This window comes from Bacteroidota bacterium (genome assembly GCA_016706255.1).
Lineage (GTDB): Bacteria > Bacteroidota > Bacteroidia > Chitinophagales > BACL12 > UBA7236.
This window is the reverse complement of record JADJJZ010000003.1, coordinates 46,892-64,898: the sequence shown is the minus strand read 5'-3', so window position 1 is coordinate 64,898 and position 18,007 is coordinate 46,892. Positions and strand designations below refer to the sequence as shown.

14 protein-coding genes are annotated in these 18,007 nt (G+C 36.0%); 11 read left to right on the top strand and 3 right to left on the bottom strand.

Annotation, left to right across the window (positions count from 1 at the left end):
- Positions 1–2: 2 nt before the first annotated feature.
- From IPI65_01965 to IPI65_01955, 3 genes are all read left to right on the top strand, one after another.
- Positions 3–896: a rhomboid family intramembrane serine protease gene (locus tag IPI65_01965; GenBank protein MBK7440318.1), complete on the top strand. Its 894-nt coding sequence runs from the start codon at positions 3–5 to the stop codon at positions 894–896.
- Positions 896–1,993: an endonuclease/exonuclease/phosphatase family protein gene (locus IPI65_01960; GenBank protein MBK7440317.1), complete on the top strand. Its 1,098-nt coding sequence runs from the start codon at positions 896–898 to the stop codon at positions 1,991–1,993. The genes IPI65_01965 and IPI65_01960 overlap by 1 nt, the downstream gene beginning before the upstream one ends.
- Positions 1,994–2,063: 70 nt before the next feature.
- The gene (locus IPI65_01955; protein MBK7440316.1) at positions 2,064–3,566 is read left to right on the top strand and encodes a cysteine--tRNA ligase; all 1,503 of its coding nucleotides are present in this window, start codon (positions 2,064–2,066) and stop codon (positions 3,564–3,566) included.
- 7 nt (positions 3,567–3,573) lie between these two features.
- On the opposite strand, the gene IPI65_01950 is transcribed toward IPI65_01955, so the two are convergent.
- On the bottom strand, positions 3,574–5,769 hold the full coding sequence (locus IPI65_01950) for a gliding motility-associated C-terminal domain-containing protein (GenBank protein MBK7440315.1): 2,196 nt from the start codon (positions 5,767–5,769) through the stop codon (positions 3,574–3,576).
- 53 nt (positions 5,770–5,822) lie between these two features.
- Between IPI65_01950 and IPI65_01945 the strand changes: the two genes are divergently transcribed.
- The 7 genes from IPI65_01945 to IPI65_01915 are packed head-to-tail and all read left to right on the top strand — an operon-like array spanning position 5,823 to position 13,690.
- Positions 5,823–6,608, top strand: coding sequence for a methyltransferase domain-containing protein (locus tag IPI65_01945; protein ID MBK7440314.1), 786 nt, complete (start codon positions 5,823–5,825; stop codon positions 6,606–6,608).
- Between the two features lie 31 nt (positions 6,609–6,639).
- The gene (locus IPI65_01940) at positions 6,640–8,007 is read left to right on the top strand and encodes a B12-binding domain-containing radical SAM protein (GenBank protein ID MBK7440313.1); all 1,368 of its coding nucleotides are present in this window, start codon (positions 6,640–6,642) and stop codon (positions 8,005–8,007) included.
- Complete coding sequence (locus IPI65_01935) at positions 7,980–9,050, top strand: glycosyltransferase family 4 protein (protein ID MBK7440312.1); 1,071 nt, start codon at positions 7,980–7,982, stop codon at positions 9,048–9,050. Before IPI65_01940 ends, IPI65_01935 begins: the two co-directional genes overlap by 28 nt.
- 1 nt (position 9,051) lies before the next feature.
- Positions 9,052–10,560: a radical SAM protein gene (locus tag IPI65_01930; protein MBK7440311.1), complete on the top strand. Its 1,509-nt coding sequence runs from the start codon at positions 9,052–9,054 to the stop codon at positions 10,558–10,560.
- Positions 10,561–11,220, top strand: coding sequence for a methyltransferase (locus IPI65_01925; protein MBK7440310.1), 660 nt, complete (start codon positions 10,561–10,563; stop codon positions 11,218–11,220).
- Positions 11,221–11,276: 56 nt separating this feature from the next.
- Entirely contained in the window at positions 11,277–12,227 is a 951-nt protein-coding gene (locus IPI65_01920) for a nucleotidyltransferase domain-containing protein (GenBank protein ID MBK7440309.1), read from the top strand.
- On the top strand, positions 12,227–13,690 hold the full coding sequence (locus tag IPI65_01915) for a B12-binding domain-containing radical SAM protein (GenBank protein ID MBK7440308.1): 1,464 nt from the start codon (positions 12,227–12,229) through the stop codon (positions 13,688–13,690). Before IPI65_01920 ends, IPI65_01915 begins: the two co-directional genes overlap by 1 nt.
- A 1-nt stretch (position 13,691) precedes the next feature.
- Here the strand turns inward: IPI65_01915 and IPI65_01910 are convergent, their stop codons facing one another.
- A complete protein-coding gene (locus IPI65_01910; protein ID MBK7440307.1) occupies positions 13,692–16,523 on the bottom strand; it encodes a choice-of-anchor L domain-containing protein in 2,832 nt (943 codons plus the stop codon).
- A gap of 178 nt (positions 16,524–16,701) precedes the next feature.
- Between IPI65_01910 and IPI65_01905 the strand changes: the two genes are divergently transcribed.
- The gene (locus IPI65_01905; GenBank protein ID MBK7440306.1) at positions 16,702–17,085 is read left to right on the top strand and encodes a RidA family protein; all 384 of its coding nucleotides are present in this window, start codon (positions 16,702–16,704) and stop codon (positions 17,083–17,085) included.
- Here the strand turns inward: IPI65_01905 and IPI65_01900 are convergent.
- Positions 17,082–17,999: an EamA family transporter gene (locus tag IPI65_01900; GenBank protein MBK7440305.1), complete on the bottom strand. Its 918-nt coding sequence runs from the start codon at positions 17,997–17,999 to the stop codon at positions 17,082–17,084. The two genes, IPI65_01905 and IPI65_01900, sit on opposite strands and share 4 nt — an antisense overlap.
- Positions 18,000–18,007: the final 8 nt, after the last annotated feature.

Here is an 18,007-nt window from a genome sequence, read left to right as displayed (position 1 = left end):
AGATGAATTTTTCAGCAGATATAAAACATCAGTTCAGACACGGCAGCGCAATTATGAAATTGTTGCTGGTGAATGTGTTGTTATATCTTGCACAATCGGTAATTTATCTCATTGCTTATTTTTCGGGTTCCAAAGAAGCATTTCTGAATTTTGTTGCCAAGTGGTTTTATGCCAGCAGCGATGTTAATGTGCTCATTACAAAACCCTGGACCATTTTTACGTATATGTTTTTACATGATCCTACTGAGATTTTTCATGTAATATCAAATATGTTATATCTGTATTTTTTTGGTAGGATATTGGTTGATTTTTTTCAGCAAAAAAAGGTTTATCCCTTATATCTTGCAGGTGGATTAGTTGGGGTTTTTGCATTTATACTTGCTTATAATATTTTTCCTGTGCTCAGTCCTTTTGTAGGAATACCAATGGTAGGTGCATCTGCGGCAATTATGGCAATTGTATTAGCTGCTGCAACCTTAGTGCCTGAATATTCAGTCTTTATGATTTTTATTGGTCCGGTTAAATTAAAATATATTGCACTGGTTGTTATTATTATCGACATGTTGAGTATTCCTTCTGAATATAATACCGGTGGACATATTGCACATCTTGGTGGCGCCCTAACCGGATTTTTATATATTCGCAGTTATCAGAAAGGGCGAGATTGGTTTAGCTGGTGGCCGCGGTTTGAATCAAAATTGTCAGGCTTATTTGAAAAAAAGAAACCGAAGGTTGTTTATCGGAATCAACAAGCGGGACCAACATCTAAAAAAGAAAACGATATTAACAAACAGGCAAAACTGGATGCCATTTTGGATAAAATTAAAGTTTCCGGTTATGATAGTTTAAGTAAAGCTGAAAAAGAATTTTTGTTTAAAATCAGTAACGAGAAATAATGAGGTGGTGGCATAAAATTATACTTGTAATAACAATTGTTATCAGCATACTATTAGCCGGTGCTTATCTGGCAATGTTTGTTAGTCCTGAAAGTTTTTGGCCACTGGCTTTTTTAGGTTTAGGTTACTTTCCAATTTTAGTTGCTTACCTGTTATTTATGTTGATATGGTTTTTTCTCCGGAAAAAGGTATTTTATTTTTTGCTCTTATTTTTAGCATTAGGATTTAAAGCACATTTCAGTTATTTTTCAATCGGTTCCATAGGAAAAACAGATACTGATGGGAAAAAGGTGTTTACCATTATGCAATATAATGTGCAAGGATTTGATGCATATAATAAAGAAGGGAAATATAAAAACCGCGATGAAATAATTAATAATATTGCCAGCGCAAAACCGGATATTTTATGTTTGGAAGAATTTAATACCTACCATAATCATCCAAAAGAAAAAAGTAATCTGGATATGGTATTAAAGGCTACCGGATTAAATAATTATTATTATTACAAAGCATTTGAAAACACACGTTCAACACGGAGCTTCGGGTTGGTGATTTTTTCAAGATATCCGATTATTGATACCGGCAGATTAGAATACATTTCGCTGAGTAAATTAAATTCTACAATTTATGCCGATTTAAAAATTGATAATGATACTGTCCGGATTTTTTGCTCGCATTTACAAAGCACACAATTAAGTCATTACGACCTTGAATTTATAGAAGCCAGTAATGAGGCGGATACCGATTTTGATGCCGAAAGAGTTACCGGTAAACTAAAAAGTAGTTTTTCATTACGTGCACAGGAAGCTGATACGGTTTCACATTATATTTCAAATGCGCCATTTCCATTAATTTCATGTGGCGATTTTAATGATACTCCTGTTTCTTACACCTACCGTAAAATGAGTTCAGGTTTGCAGGATGCATTTTTAGAACGCGGCTTTGGCATTGGTGCTACTTATGCGCCTTTTCCATTTATACGCATCGATTATCAATTATTTGATGAAGATAAATTTACAATAGTGGATTTCGACCGCATAAAAGAAGGCTCCAGCGACCATTATGGATGCGTAACCCGCTTCATCATTAACAAATAACAAAACATCATTTCGTTCAACTTCTTATCAAAATGTGTATCATTTTGAACGAACCTGCTAACTTTACACCATGGAACAGGAATTATTTCATCAGAATCAATTATTCGTTTACAATACTATAAGCCGTCAAAAAGAACTTTTTGTGCCTTTACATGCACCTTTTGTTGGTATGTATGCCTGCGGCCCAACCGTTTATAATGAGCCGCATTTGGGCAATTGCCGCAGTTTTGTAATGTATGATTTGATGTTCCGCTATATGCTGCATCTCGGATATAAAGTGCGGTATGTAAGAAATATTACCGATGCCGGACACGTAGAAAGTACCAGTGGTGAAGCGGGTGACCGTATCAGCAAACAGGCAAAAATTGAACAGGTGGAACCGATGGAAATTGTGCAGAAATATTCTGTAAAATTTCATCGCATTATGGATACACTTAATTGTTTACCACCGAGTATTGAGCCTACTGCAACCGGACATATTATCGAACAAATTGAAATGACAAAAAAAATAATGGAAAATGGTTTTGCTTATGAAGCCGATGAAGCCATTTATTTTGATGTTGAAAAATTTGCCAAGACTTATCCTTACACTAAATTAAGTGGTCGCAATTTAGAGGACCAATTAAATAATACGCGAGAATTAGATGGTCAGGAAAGTAAAAAAGGCAGACTCGATTTTGCACTCATGATTAAAGCTAAACCTGAACACATTATGCGTTGGCCATCACCATGGGGAGATGTTTATCCGGGTTGGCATATTGAATGTTCTGCAATGAGTGAAAAATATTTAGGAAAAACGTTTGATATTCATTGTGGTGGTATGGATTTAATTCCAACACATCATACGAATGAAATTGCACAATGTGTTGCATGTAATCAGGTTGATCCGGTTAAATATTGGTTACATCCGAATATGCTTACCGTGAACGGACAAAAAATGAGTAAAAGTTTAGGCAATTCATTTTTACCTGCCGAATTATTTGATGGCTCACATCCATTGTTGGATCAAGGTTATTCGCCTATGACGGTTCGTTTTTCCATGCTGCAAGCGCATTATCGCAGTACACTTGATTTTAGTAATGATGCACTTAAAGCCGCAGAAAAAGGCTATAAACGTTTAATCAGTGCAAAAGTGTTACTTGAACAAATTAGTGTTTCCGGAACAATAAATCACGAAGAGGAAGCTAATGTAAATAAAGTATTGCTTGCTACCTATGAGGCAATGAATAATGATTTTAATTCGGCTCAGGCAATCGCTGAATTAAATGAAGCTGCATCTTTAATTAATACCTGGAACAGTTTACAAAACAAAAAAGCAAATATTCAGGAATTTACTTTACTGAGATTAAAACAACTGATGCATCATTTTCTAATTGATATTTTTGGATTAACAGAAGAAGCCGATAATAACAATGAGAAATTAAATGGTGTAATGGATTTGGTAATTGACATCAGAAAAGATGCAAGAAGCAAAAAAGATTTTTCTACCAGCGATAAAATTCGTGATGCCTTGCAAGGTGTTGGCATTTTATTAAAAGATAATAAAGAAGGAACCAGTTGGCAGTCTGAATAATTTTGCTTCAGCGAATTAATGTTACATTACCTTTTAAAAATACCAGTCTGCCGGTAACCAGCTGTACCTGAGCAGTATAAGCATATACACCCTGATTAACAGGTTCAGATTTAAATGTTCCATCCCAGCCGGAACCGGTATCGCCGGGGCCTACTTCGTTGCCATTAAAAATTAATTCTCCCCAACGGTCATAAATTGAAAATGATTTAATCAAAATAATTCCCGGACCCAGAATTGAAAATATATCATTAGTACCATCTCCGTTAGGAGTAAATGAATTGGGAACAAAAATATTTTCATTCGAAATTAATACTGTAACAGTTACATCATCACTTGCAATACAGCCATTCGGATTTACAGAAAATAATGTATACGTTATACTGGTATCGCTGGAACAATAAGTTGTAGGGCAATCAATGCAGGTTAATCCCGCACTTGGTGACCAGTTATAATTTCCTCCGGTGTTTGCATTTAATTCTGCAACACCGGTATCAAAAATTGTTGTGTCATTTCCTGCATCTGCAAAATTTTGATCAACAGTTATTTCATAAGTTGCTGTTGTAATACATCCATTGGCATCAATTACACTATAAGCAATTGTAAATGGTCCGCCTGCACCGGTTAATGCAGGATCAAATGTACTTCCCACCACACCATCGCCTGAAAATACTCCGCCGGCCGGACTTGCAATTAAATTAACAGGACTTGCTTCGGCACAAACAACAGGTGGTATATCAAATACAATATTTGTAACAGGATAATTATTCAGCGTAAATGAAAATGTACTATCGCAACCACTAATTGTTGAAAATGTAAGCAAATAAGTTCCGGGAATATTTGTTGTTGTTCCATCCGGTAATAAAACATCTTCGCCCACACAAACTGTTGTGTCGATATTAAATAAATATTCGGGATTTACTAATAAGCTTGTCGTAATAATACTATCACAACCTGCAACAGTTGTGAAATTACTGATATAAGTTCCTGTAGCGTTTACAATCAATCCATCCGGCAAAGTATAATTATCACCAGCACAAATAGCGGCATTAATTGTTTCATTATAGGAAGATGAAATGGTTAAATTAATAATTACCGTACTATCGCAACCGGAACCGGATAATAAATTAAATGTATAGATACCTGCAGTGGTTGTAGAAGTTCCATCAGGCAAAATATAGGTAATGCCATCGCAAATAGCATCGTTAATATTAATTGTATATACAGGTAATAAAGATAAATTAACAATTACCAAACTATCATCTCCTCCAACGCCTGTTAAAGTAATTTCATAAGCACCGGAATCTGTTACTATTGTTCCATCAGGTAATGTATAACTATCGCCATCACAAATTGCAGTATCAATAGTTGTAGCACAAGGTTCAATTACAATGGTATCGGTAAGTAAATAAGAACCCGGATCATAGTGACAATAATCAGCAACGGTAAAAGAATAAACGCCGGGCTCATCTAAGGTTACGGTATACCCAACATCGCCTGTGCTCCATTCCGGGTCACCCCAAACAACCTGATAAAATGAAATATCAAGCGTAATATCGGCACCACACAACAAAGTCGTGTCCGGCAAAAAATTATATTCTGCTCCGCCAACATAAATTGGATTCGGATCGGTAACGGGGTCTTCAAAACAGCAATTTCCGCCTTCGCTAATCAGAAAATCGCTACCTGGAAACAAGCTGTAATCGGTCCAGTGGGCATAAAACGTGGAGCCCGGACCAAATTCCGCTAAAAAAAACTGAACAATTTGAGGAGAGGAATTGCCACCACCGGTTGCCGTTTCTCCACAGCCTTCGGCACCTGTCATACAATTTACAAGTGGTGGAAATCCGGGTATTATTTCGTCGCCCAGATAATTTGTGATGGCAATATTATCAGTTGTGGTCGAATAAACAGTAACTATTGCCGGGTCAACACCGGTAATGGAAGCCGGAGCATTAAAACCGGCAAAAATTACGCCTGTCACATTCCCGGCGTATGTGCCACTTATATTTACAGTTACAAGTTCATAAGTTGAAATGCCAATTTTTAAATTTGGAATATCTACATCAACATCAATGTTTAAAGTGCCACCTTCATAATTGGAATAAACCATAACATTACCCGCCGGGTCACAAACGGTTTGTGTAAATATTACACTTGCGTTTATTGACAAAACTAAAAGGAGTATCTGTTTTAAAAGGCGCATTTTATTGAAACAATAAAAATAGTATGTTTGTTTTAATTTATCTTTAATTTTTTATGTCTATTGCTTTTAACAGTGTTGCAAACGATTACGATACGGTTTTTTCCGATTCACCTATTGGGAAAGCACAGCGAAATCGCGTTTGGAATTACTTAAGGCAATTAAACCTTAAATCCGACGCAAAAATACTTGAAACCAACGCCGGGACTGGTGTTGACGCGGTTTGGTTTGCAGAGCAGGGGTTCCATATTACCGCTACAGATGTGGCTGAAGGTATGCTGGAAATTGCATCAACAAAATTATCAGCAACAGGTAAATCCAATTTTCAAACTTTTATTTGGGATTTAAATACACCATTTCCAATTACAACAACAGGATATGATATCATTTTTTCAAATTTTGGGGGATGGAACTGTCTGGATAAAAAAGCAATTTCACTTTTAAGCAACCAACTAAACGCACTCTTAAAACCGGACGGAAAAATAGTGGCCGTTGTTATGGGGAGAAAATGTATATGGGAAAAGTGGTATTTTCGGATTAAAGGAAATTACGCTGGTTTTAAGCGCAGAAATTCTATCAACGCGGTAAGCTCAAAATTAGACGATGGCACCTTTATAGACACATGGTATTATAGTCCGAATGAATTAGCCGAAGCATTTCGTCAGTTTGAAATTACAAATCTGCAACCAATCGGATTATTTATCCCACCATCATATCTCAATCCCTTTTTCAGTAAAAAACAATTTTTGCTCAAACTTTTAGTTGGACTGGAAAAATGTTTTCCATTCCGTTTTTTGTCCGACTACGCCGATCATTACATCATTACATTGCAGAAGAAGTAATGCTTAAGTAAATTTGTATCATAAAGGCGACTTGAAAGTACTTCTTACACATGGCTATTTTATTGCTGATGACCCGAAAGAGCAGGTGATCATGCGCCCCTATGTGCCGCTTGGTATCTTGTATATTTCATCTTATTTAGAACAAAACAATGTTGAACATGAAGTTTTTGATGCAACATTCAGCTCTAAAAAAGCACAATTAGAATTTATTGAAACCTATCAGCCTGATTATATTGGCATTTATGTCAACTTAATGACAAAAGTAAATGTGCTTGAAATAATAACAACGGTTAAAAAACATCCTGTATTAAAAAATATTCCAATAATTCTTGGCGGACCTGAAGTGCGGAATCATGTAAATGCATTTTTAAATCATGGTGCAGATATTATTGTTTTAGGAGAAGGAGAAATTACCTTTTATGAAGTGATTACATCTTTACAACAAAAAAAAGATATGTTTCAGGTTGCAGGCATTAGTTATAAATTTAAAAATGAAATTTTTACAACACAACCAAGGGAAAAAATAAAAGATTTAGATGTACTGGGATTCCCTAACCGGAAAAAAGTAAATCTCCAATTATATCTTGAAGCATGGAAAAAACATCACGGTAAAAATGCCATTTCCATTTCAACCATGCGCGGTTGTCCATATACTTGCAAATGGTGCAGTCGCGCAGTTTATGGGTTGAGTTACAGGCGTAGAAGCCCGGCGAAAGTTGTTGAAGAAATGTTGCATATAAAAAACACATATCAACCCGATTCGCTTTGGTTTGTAGATGATGTTTTTACGGTTAGTCATAAATGGATGGAAGAATTTGCCGATTTAGTAGAACAAAATAATGTTCAGTTACCATTTGAATGTATCACTCGCGCTGATCGTTTAAATGAAAACGTATTAGAACTTTTGCAGCGCAGCGGTTGTTTCAGGGTTTGGATTGGTGCTGAAAGTGGTTCACAAAAAATAATTGATGCAATGGATCGCCGTGTCGATGTTGAACAGGTGCGCGAAATGATACGGCTGGCGAAAAAATATAATATTGAAACCGGCACTTTTATCATGTTGGGTTATCCCGGTGAGGATGAAAAAGATATTGAAGAAACAATTCATCATTTAAAATCATCAAACCCCGATTATTTTACCATTACGGTAGCCTATCCAATTAAAGGAACAGAATTATATGCTGAAGTTGAAGAAAATTTCACCACACAAATAAATTGGGAAACGTCAAGCGATCGAGATATTAAATTTAAGCGTACTTATCCTGAACGATATTATAAATTTGCGGTAAGTCATGTAGTGAATGAAGTGAACTATTTTAAGCATCATCAAATTAAATATAAAGTTAAATCCATTTTAGCAAAATCAGGCATGTGGATGAGCAGAACATTGTTATCATGAATAATAAAATACTGATAATAACGCCCGGGTTTCCTGCAAACGAGCAGGACAGCACTTGTGTGCCTTATATTCAGGATTATGTAATTGCGCTGGCAAATAAAATTGGTGCAAATAATATTTATATTATCAGTATGCAATACCCGTTTACCAGAAAACCATATCAATGGCATGGAATAAATGTTTTTCCATCTGGTGGTGCTAATAAAAAAGGGTTTAAATATTATTTCACATTGCGTCGTACACAAAAACGTATACAACAATTATATAAAACACATAAATTCACTATTCATGCTTTTTGGATGGGAGAAGCGGCATTTGCAGGGTATTATGCCAGTAAAAAATATTTTTCAAAATTTGTTGTAACATTTATGGGGCAAGATGTAAAACCCGGTAACCGGGTAATGCGTTATATCGATCACACTAAAACGTATTTTGTTACCTTAAGTGAAAACCAAGATAAAATACTGGAGAAAAATTATGGATTTAATGCAGATGCTATAATTCCATTTCCTTTGCCTCCTGCTGAAATAAAAACAGAGTCTATAAGAAATATTGATTTATTATTTGTCGGCTCATTAATACCTGTAAAACAACCCGAACAGTTTATTCAAATTGTAGCAAATTTAAAAAATGTGTTTCCTGAATTAAAAGCTACAATAGTTGGAGATGGAAATTTAAGACGTGAGCTTGAGTCTCTGGTCAAAGAAAACAATTTACAACAAACCATAAATTTCACAGGCGACCTTCCTCGTGAATCGGTATTTACACTTATGAATCAGTCGAAAGTATTATTACATACTTCATCTTTTGAAGGCCAATGTTTAGTATATGCTGAAGCACTAGCTCATGGTATGTATGTGGTTAGTTATAATGTTGGTCGCATCGAACAGACCGATAAACATATAGTTTGCAATACAGTTTTGGAATTAGAACAAAGTTCCAAAAACCTGTTACAACAAAATTTAAACTATAATGCGGTAAAATTTATTAATACCGAAAACAGTAATAACGATTATTTAAAATTTTATCAGGGAGTTGAATAAAATGGAAAATAAAGGAGTCATATTATTTAATCCGCGAGCAGCAAATTATAAACCGCGCATCCCGAATTCCATTTTATCGGTCGCAGCAGCTATTGATGGGAAATACCCTTATGCAATTGTAGATGGCAATCTTGAAACCGACCCTTTTCAAAAAATTATTAATTATATAAAAACGGGCAATTATAAATATTTTGCGCTTTCTGTAATGCCCGGACCACAGTTAAAGCAAGCTATACCTTTTTCCAAAAAAATAAAACTACAATTCCCTGAAATCGTTATTATTTGGGGAGGTTATTTTGCGAGTAATCAAAGTGGTGTGGTAATGGATTCCGGGTTTGTAGATTATATTATATATGGCCCAGGTGATAAGGCATTTCCACAATTATTAGACAACCTAAGTAAAAACGTTCCTCCGCATTTGGTTCCTAATTTAATCTGGAAAGAAAATAATGTTGTTATAAAAAATCACAAAGATGAATTATACGATCAGGATGCGCTGCCTGATTTGCCGTATCAAACATTAAATTCATTTTACCCAATACAAAAATATTTGGGTAAAACATATCTTGGCACAAAAACAATTGCCTACCACAGTAGTATTGGCTGTCCGTTTAGTTGTGCATTTTGTGGTATTGTTCCAATTTATAACGCAAGATGGAAAGGTAAATCGGCCGAATTAATTTATAAAGATATTACCTATCTCAAAAACACCTATGGCGGAAATGCAATTGAATTTCATGATAACAATTTTTTTGTTTCAGAAAAACGTTGCGTAGAATTTTCGCAGCTCATTAAAAACGATAATATGTCGTGGTGGGGAGAAGGCAGAATCGATACATTGGATAAATTTTCGGATGAAAGTTTAAAACTGATGTATGATGCCGGCTGTAAAATGATTTTTTTTGGTGCTGAAACCGGCAATGATAAAATCCTGAAAATGATGGACAAAGGTGGCACACAAACCGGCGAACAAATAAAACGATTTGCGGCCAGATTGCATAAAGTTGGTATTGTTCCTGAATATTCATTTGTATTAGGCACACCGGGCATGTCGGAGGATGATACAAATAAACAAATTGATGAAGACATTACCTTTATCAGAACTATTAAATCGATAAACCCTGATACTGAAATAATAATTTATGTATATTCCCCTGTTCCAACAGAAGGTAGTGAATTGTTCAATGCCGTTAAAACTGCAGGATTTCATTTTCCGGAAAAATTAGAAGATTGGATTTCACCACAATGGGAAAATTTTGATTTGCGTAAAAATCCTTTAACACCCTGGTTGAAACCATATATGATTGATAAAATTAAAAATTTTGAAACGGTTTTAAATGGTTATTACCCTACAGCCAGCGACATTAAGTTAACCCCATTCAGGAAAAAAATCATTTCAGGAATATCCGCACTCCGTTATAAAACCGGATTTTATACACTGCCTTATGAAATAAAAGCCTTACAAAAGTATTGGCTGCATTATCGCCAACCTGAAATTGAAGGATTTTAAATGAGTATTGCAAAAAAATTAAATCAGTGGTTCATACAGCCAATAATTAAAAGGAGAATTTCGAGGGCTTCTGTTTATGAGCACAGCGGAATAAAATTGCATATCCCTGCAGGTGTTTTTCACCCGGCATATTTTTTTAGTACAAAGTATTTATTAAACACGATACTTCAACTTGATTTAAAAAATAAATTATTTCTCGAATTAGGAGCAGGCAACGGTTTAATCAGCATCAGCGCCGCAAAACATGGTGCCTTGGTAACTTCAAGCGATATTAGTGAAAAGGTTATTGCTAATTTGAAAATAAATGCACTACCCAATAATTGTGAAATTACATGTGTACACAGCGATTTGTTTGATAACATTCCGTTACAACATTTTGATATCATCGCCATAAATCCACCTTATTATCCAAAACAAGCTCGTAATGAGTTAGAGATGGCCTGGTATTGCGGAACTGATTTTGAATATTTCAGAAAGCTCTTCCCTCAACTCGCTGCATATTTATCGTCTACAACGTTAGCACTCATGATTTTATCTGAAGAATGTGAAATAGAAAAAATAAAGCGGATAGCCCAACAGTCGAATCTTGAATTGCAACACTTTAGTCAGAAAAAAATAAAATGGGAGCAAAACTTCATTTTCAGCATCCAAAAAAAGTAAAATTTAACTACGGTTATTTTTCATAATCACTCAAACTGTTATCTTAGCAACCTGACATGCAAATAAGCCACCGTATAGCAGAAAATCAATTGGTGCTGTCTGAACAAGCTTCAGCAGTGATAAAAGCTTTGGCTTACTACAATATTTTTAATTATCCATTAACCCTACCAGAAATTGAGAAATATGCACCTTGCACTTTCAATCAACTCAGTGAATTGGAGGATGTATTAAACTTGTTAAAAGAAAAATTTATCGTTTATCAGTTTGGCGACTTTTATACTTTACAAAACGAGTATTGGCTCATTACGCGCCGACAAGCAGGAAACCTCGCTGCATTTAATATAGCATCAAAAGCTAAAAGCCGTTCCAATTTTATTCAAAAATTTCCATTTGTTCGCAGTGTAAATATTTCCGGCTCTTTATCCAAAAACTATTTCGACGACACAACAGATATCGATTATTTCATCATCACCAAGCCCGGCAGAATATGGTTTTGCCGATTACTGTTAACTGCTTATAAAAAAATATTTTTACTTAACTCAAGAAAATATTTTTGCATTAATTATTATATAGATACTGCTCACAATGAAATTCCGGACAAAAATCTTTTTTCAGCAACCGAAATAGTTACATTACGCAATCAAACCGGAGCCGGCTATTATCAAAGTTTTATTGCAGCAAATAGTTGGGTTAAAAATTATTATCCAAACTTTAGCCCTGTATTTTCTGAAACAAAAACAGAAAAACCATCTCGTCTCAAAAATATTTTTGAATACTTGTTTGCGGGTAAGGCAGGTGACATAATTGATAAATTCGCTTTTAAATTGACGCGTTTCTTCATCTCAAAAAAATATTCAAATATTGAGCGTGAACATTTTGAAGTAAACCTGCGCACCAGTGAAACTTCATCAAAACACCATCCTCAGGGATTTCAATTTAAAGTGCTTACCGAATTTGATAAATCCTGTAAAGCCATAGAGCAAAAACATTCCGTAATTTTGTCGTGATGGCAGAAATACTGATTTGTAATACCTATTTCTTAAATCTTGACCCTAAGCAGCATGCCAATATGCAGCCTTATCCGCCATTGGCTACCTTATACGCTGCTGCCGTGTTGGAACAGGAACAACATCAAGTTACTTTGTTTGATACCATTTTTGTTGAAAATTTTGAGGAAATATTTCCCATTATCACGAAGCACGCCGGAAAAACATTTGTAATTTATGATGATGGATTTAATTACCTGACTAAAATGTGTCTCGTAAATATGCGCAATGCCTGTTTTGGTATGATTCAATTTGCAAAACAACACGGGTGCACTGTTATGGTTTCAAGCAGCGATGCGACAGACCATTGGCAGGAATATTTAAAACAAGGTGCAGATTATATTTTAATTGGGGAAGCAGAAATTACTTTAAAGGAGTTAATCAGCGCACTGGAAAAAAAGGAATTACATGTAATTCCTGATATTGCGGGGCTTGCCTTTATTCAAGATGGCATTTATACAAAAACCCCGGCAAGAGCAGTTTTACATGATTTAGATACGTTACCATTTCCTGCCTGGCATTTAATTGACATAAAAAAATATCAATCTAAGTGGAAACAAAAATCCGGTTATTTTTCATTAAACATGACTACAACACGAGGTTGTCCGTTTAAATGTAACTGGTGTGCCAAGCCAATTTATGGGAACAGATATAATTGCCGTTCTGCCGAAAATGTTGTGCAGGAAATTGAAATGCTGATTACTAAATATGGCGTTGAACATTTTTGGTTTTGTGATGATATTTTTGGATTAAAACCAATGTGGATTAAACAATTCAGTGAATTGGTGCAACAAAAAAATCTTAAGTTTAAATTTAAAATTCAATGTCGCGCCGACTTGTTGTTAGATACAGATAATATCCAATATTTAGCACTTGCCGGCTGTGATGAAATATGGATTGGTGCAGAAAGTGGCTCACAAAAAATATTGGATGCAATGGATAAAGGCACTACCATCGCACAAATAATAACGGCTACACAATTAATGAAACAACACGGAATTAAACCCTGCTTTTTTCTGCAATTTGGTTATTTAGGTGAATTAAAAACTGATATTGACCTTACTATTAATATGCTATTGGATTTAATGCCGCATGATATTGGTATTTCTGTTTCTTACCCCTTACCGGGAACAAAGTTTTATGAAATTGTAAAAAACGATTTACACGAAAAACAAAACTGGAACGATAGCGACGAATTATTAATGATGTATAAAGCAACTTTTTCGCCGGAATACTACAAACGTTTACACCGATACGTGCATTATCGTTTCCGCTTAGCACAAGGGAAACAAAATACCTATCAACTATTAACCGGTAAATTAAAATGGAATAAAACAGCGTTACGCAGAATAATAACCATGCCCTATTTTGCCGCGAATATTATCTCGAGCAAAATATTAATGTCTGCTGCAATAAAAAATTGATTTAACGAATTAAGGTAACATTTCCCGATTTTGTCATGCGCTGACCGGTTTCAAATTGTACTTCTACAATAAATGCATATACGCCATTATTTACGGCTACACCATTTATGGTACCATCCCACCCCTTGCTCATATCGCCCGGATTAAGATTTTCTGCGAAATACATTAATTCACCCCAACGATCAAAAATCTGAATGGAATTAATTAAAGTTACATTCCATCCGAAGGCGAAAAACATATCGTTTATATTATCACCGTTTGGTGTAAATGTATTCGGAATAAATACATCGTTAGGTGGATCAGGAATAATACTCACCATAACATTATCTGAAGCAACACATCCGTTTTCATCAACAGATGTCATCACATAATCGATTGAATAAGGTGGAATTACATTTGTTTCAGGACAGGTTACACATGCAATGCCATCGGTAGGTGACCACGTATAATCGCCACCTGCTTCGCTGAATAAATCAGCATCTTCTCCATAATAAATACTGGTATCTCCCCAGGCAATTACATAGTTATCATCAACCGAAGTTGTTGCGGTAATACTATTATAACAACCATAAATATCGGTGTATTCATAAGTAAGTGTGTAAGGACCACCAACACCTGCTGTTGCAGTAACAAAATTATCTCCTGAAATTCCGGTTCCACTGTAAGTTCCTCCTGCAGGTGTAGCTTCCATTGTTATTGCGCCTTGCTCCATGCAGAAAATATCATCTATAACCCAACTTAATACAGGTAATGGATGAACAGTCAGGTTAACAGTAATATTCGAATCACAACCTGCGGCTGTAGTAAATCCGTAATTAAATACTCCACTTGCAGCAACAACAGCTCCATCAGGAAGTGTATATGTTTCACCAATACATATTTCAGGATTATAAACTAAATCGTAAATAGGATTTACGGTTAGGTTAGTTGTAATAATTGAATCACATCCTTTTGTAGTAAGGAAATTATTTACATAAACACCTGATGTATTTACAACAGAACCATCAGGAAGTGTATAATTTGCATCTGCACAAATAACAGGATTAAATACAATATCAAAAACAGGATGCACTAATACGGTAGTATTAATTGTTGAATCACAACCTGCAGCAGTAACTAATGTAACAGGATATAAACCGGTAACACCAACAACAGTTCCATCAGGTAACGTATATGTTTCGCCATCACAAAGATGTATGGTTGGATTTAACGTGATTACAGGATTTACAGATAAATTAACCGTATAAATTGAATCGCAGCCTGCCGCAGTTGTAAATGCATTTACATAAGTACCGGCAGCAGTAACACCTGTTCCATCAGGAAGTGTGTAGGTAGCACCTAAACAAATACTTGGATTCAGTGTAAAATTATATACCGGGTTTACGGTTAAGTTGGTTGTAATTACGGAATCACATCCTTTTGTAGTTAATAAATTTGAAACATAAGTGCCTGCAGTAAATACTGTTCCGCCATCAGGCAAAACATATGCTTCTCCGGTGCAAATTGCCGCATTAACTGTTTGTGTATATGCGGGGAAAATTGTTATTGATGCTGTTGCTGTTGCGCCGGGACAAACCATTCCGGCAGCCAGTGTGTTGGTCATTGTATAAGTACCGGGAGTAGAAGCACTTAAATCTACAACCCCTGTAGCGGCATTAAAAACTAAACCTGCAGGTGCGGCAGAAAACACACCAAATGTAGCTCCGGCAACCGGTATAGGTGACGGATCAGCATCGTTTGAACAATATGGTGAGCCCGGGAATAAAAATCCTGCAACGCCGGGTTCTTCAATTATAACATTCATTGTATAAACGAAAGTATCTAAATCGCAGAAGCCGGTAATTAATGTATTAGTGAGTATATAAGATCCCGGTAAACAATTACTCAAATCGAGTGCTCCAGTTCCGGCATCCAAATCGAGGCCGGCAGGTGTTGCGGTAAATGTACCTGCATCTGCGCCGGTCGCTAACATTGGATCAGGGTCAGGTTCGGTGGTGCAAAAAACAGCATCTTCTCCAAAATCAAAACCGGGATAAGTAAAATCAGCGAGATAAGTTGTTACAAGACTTTTTGCTTTTAAGAACACACCTGAATCGAACACAAAATCGGATTCATCACCAATGGCTAATTTCAAATGATACCAGGTACAAGGAGAAACCTCTGCAGCAGCAGTAAGCACAGTTGTAAAACCATCGTATTCAATATAGTAAGGATCTACACCATAAACAGGACCGCCGCCGGCACCGTTAATGATGTAATACATCGGAAAATCTAAGTTATTTACGTTGTCGATTGTAACCGGTAGCGCAGTACCTGGAATTAGGGCAATATTAGTAGGTGTTGCAAAACCCGGACCGCTAATCCAAAATACGAAAGCATCGTTTATACCGCCAACATATTCCAGATATTCTTCTGAACCAAAAACATATTGAAATTGCAAACTATCACCCGGAGAATACACATCAAACTCTAAAACGCAGGCATCATGAGTAGTTCCGATACCCGGGTAAGCATTTAAATCAGGGTCGCCGGGCCAGCCATTATCTGTTCCCGTTCCACCGGCATTGTTGGGTCCCGCAATATTTGATACTCTTCCTGTTGTTAAAACCACACCTGAATCGATACCAACATTACAATCTACGCAATCAAACAAACCGAAGGCTAAGTTGTGGCAGTCAATTACTGCATTGTCAATATCAACCCCATCGCCTGCAAGGTAAGCTGCTATTGCATCTGCTGTATAACCTGTAGTCCATGTTATCTGAGCATTTGCACTATTAAAGGAGCCCAGCGACATAATCGCAGTGATACAAAAAATGAGTAAAGGTCGCATACCAAAGTGGTGCATGATTCGGGTTTGAAATTCTCTCAAAAAGGAGGTATAAATTTACACACAATTTATATGAAATTCCAAATTGTATAACATGATGCTACACCGCTTTCCAATGGTTTTGACATGCATTTGTTGCATTGTTACTACTTTTACATCCTGTTCAACCAATAAAACCGTAATGAAAAACGTAATCTATACACCTTCGGCACCTGCGCCAATCGGACCTTATTCACAAGCAATATCAGCAGGTGGATTTGTATTTGTTTCAGGCCAAATTGCCATCGACCCTGCAACAAACACTCTATATTCAGGTACTGATATTAAAGCGGAAACCCGCGTGGTTATGGAAAACCTGAAGGCAATTATTGAACAGGCCGGTTGTAAAATGAACAACGTGGTAAAATGCACCATATTCTTAAGCGACATGAATTATTTTGCAGATGTAAATGCAGTTTATGGAGAATATTTTACTGAATATCCACCGGCCCGTGAAACAGTTGCCGTTGCCGGTTTACCAAAAAACGTACGCGTAGAGATAAGCGCAGTAGTCGCTATGCCTTAAACTCCGATTTCCTTACTTGGCGCTAAAGGTTCTACTGCAGCTTTGGGCCTGGCGTTTATGATGTAAATACCTACAAGTATAAACAGCATTCCGATCAGGTGATAAATACGAAGCGTTTCGCCATCGATAAATCCTATTATGATTGCCACAATCGGAATTAAATAAGTTACCAAACTACCGAAAATGGCATCTGTTCTTTGAATGAGTGCATAGTATCCAATCGATGCAATTACGGTTCCGAAAAAACTTAATGATATTACGCTCATTAAACTCACATTAAATGAAGGCATATTGGCACGACTTAAAAAATCGGTGGTGAATAAATAAATAATTGCAGGGATGCCGATAAATGAAAATCCAACAGCACCTAAAGTGAGCGGATGAGCATTTTGTAAAAATCGTTTTACCAAATTTGCTGATGTGGCATAACTCATTGTTGCAGCAAATAAAGGCAAGGCATAAATTAAATTACTTTCACCACTTGCTGAGCGATCAAACACAACTAAAATAATTGCGCCGGTTAAAGCAACTATTAAACCGTACAATTTATTTTTTTCGAATCGCATGCTAAAAAACAGCACGCCTAAAATAAAAGTGAAAACAGGTGTAAGTGAATTTAAAACACCCGCAATACCTGATTCTATATGGGTTTGAGAAAATGTAAAACAAAAGGCCGGTAAACCACTTCCAAAAAATCCGACCATACAATAATATTTTATTTCAGCTTTTTTTATTTTTTTGAAATGGATAAAAATGAGTGGAAGTGTTGCTATAAATGAAAACGAAATACGAATGGCTGCAACTTCATCCCAGGTAAACGTTTTTAATCCGTATTTCATAAATATGAAAGAAAAACCCCATATTAAACTTAATACGATTAACAGCAACCAGCTTGTAGTTGAATATTTTTGCATGCCTTAAT

Excerpts from the sequence above, each read along its gene's own strand:
- IPI65_01965 (MBK7440318.1), top strand. The coding sequence starts at position 3 with ATGAATTTTTCAGCAGATATAAAACATCAGTTCAGACACGGCAGCGCA.
- IPI65_01960 (MBK7440317.1), top strand. The coding sequence starts at position 896 with ATGAGGTGGTGGCATAAAATTATACTTGTAATAACAATTGTTATCAGC.
- IPI65_01955 (MBK7440316.1), top strand. The coding sequence starts at position 2,064 with ATGGAACAGGAATTATTTCATCAGAATCAATTATTCGTTTACAATACT.
- IPI65_01950 (MBK7440315.1), bottom strand. The coding sequence starts at position 5,769 with ATGCGCCTTTTAAAACAGATACTCCTTTTAGTTTTGTCAATAAACGCA.
- IPI65_01945 (MBK7440314.1), top strand. The coding sequence starts at position 5,823 with ATGTCTATTGCTTTTAACAGTGTTGCAAACGATTACGATACGGTTTTT.
- IPI65_01930 (MBK7440311.1), top strand. The coding sequence starts at position 9,052 with ATGGAAAATAAAGGAGTCATATTATTTAATCCGCGAGCAGCAAATTAT.
- IPI65_01925 (MBK7440310.1), top strand. The coding sequence starts at position 10,561 with ATGAGTATTGCAAAAAAATTAAATCAGTGGTTCATACAGCCAATAATT.
- IPI65_01920 (MBK7440309.1), top strand. The coding sequence starts at position 11,277 with ATGCAAATAAGCCACCGTATAGCAGAAAATCAATTGGTGCTGTCTGAA.
- IPI65_01915 (MBK7440308.1), top strand. The coding sequence starts at position 12,227 with ATGGCAGAAATACTGATTTGTAATACCTATTTCTTAAATCTTGACCCT.
- IPI65_01910 (MBK7440307.1), bottom strand. The coding sequence starts at position 16,523 with ATGCGACCTTTACTCATTTTTTGTATCACTGCGATTATGTCGCTGGGC.
- IPI65_01905 (MBK7440306.1), top strand. The coding sequence starts at position 16,702 with ATGAAAAACGTAATCTATACACCTTCGGCACCTGCGCCAATCGGACCT.
- IPI65_01900 (MBK7440305.1), bottom strand. The coding sequence starts at position 17,999 with ATGCAAAAATATTCAACTACAAGCTGGTTGCTGTTAATCGTATTAAGT.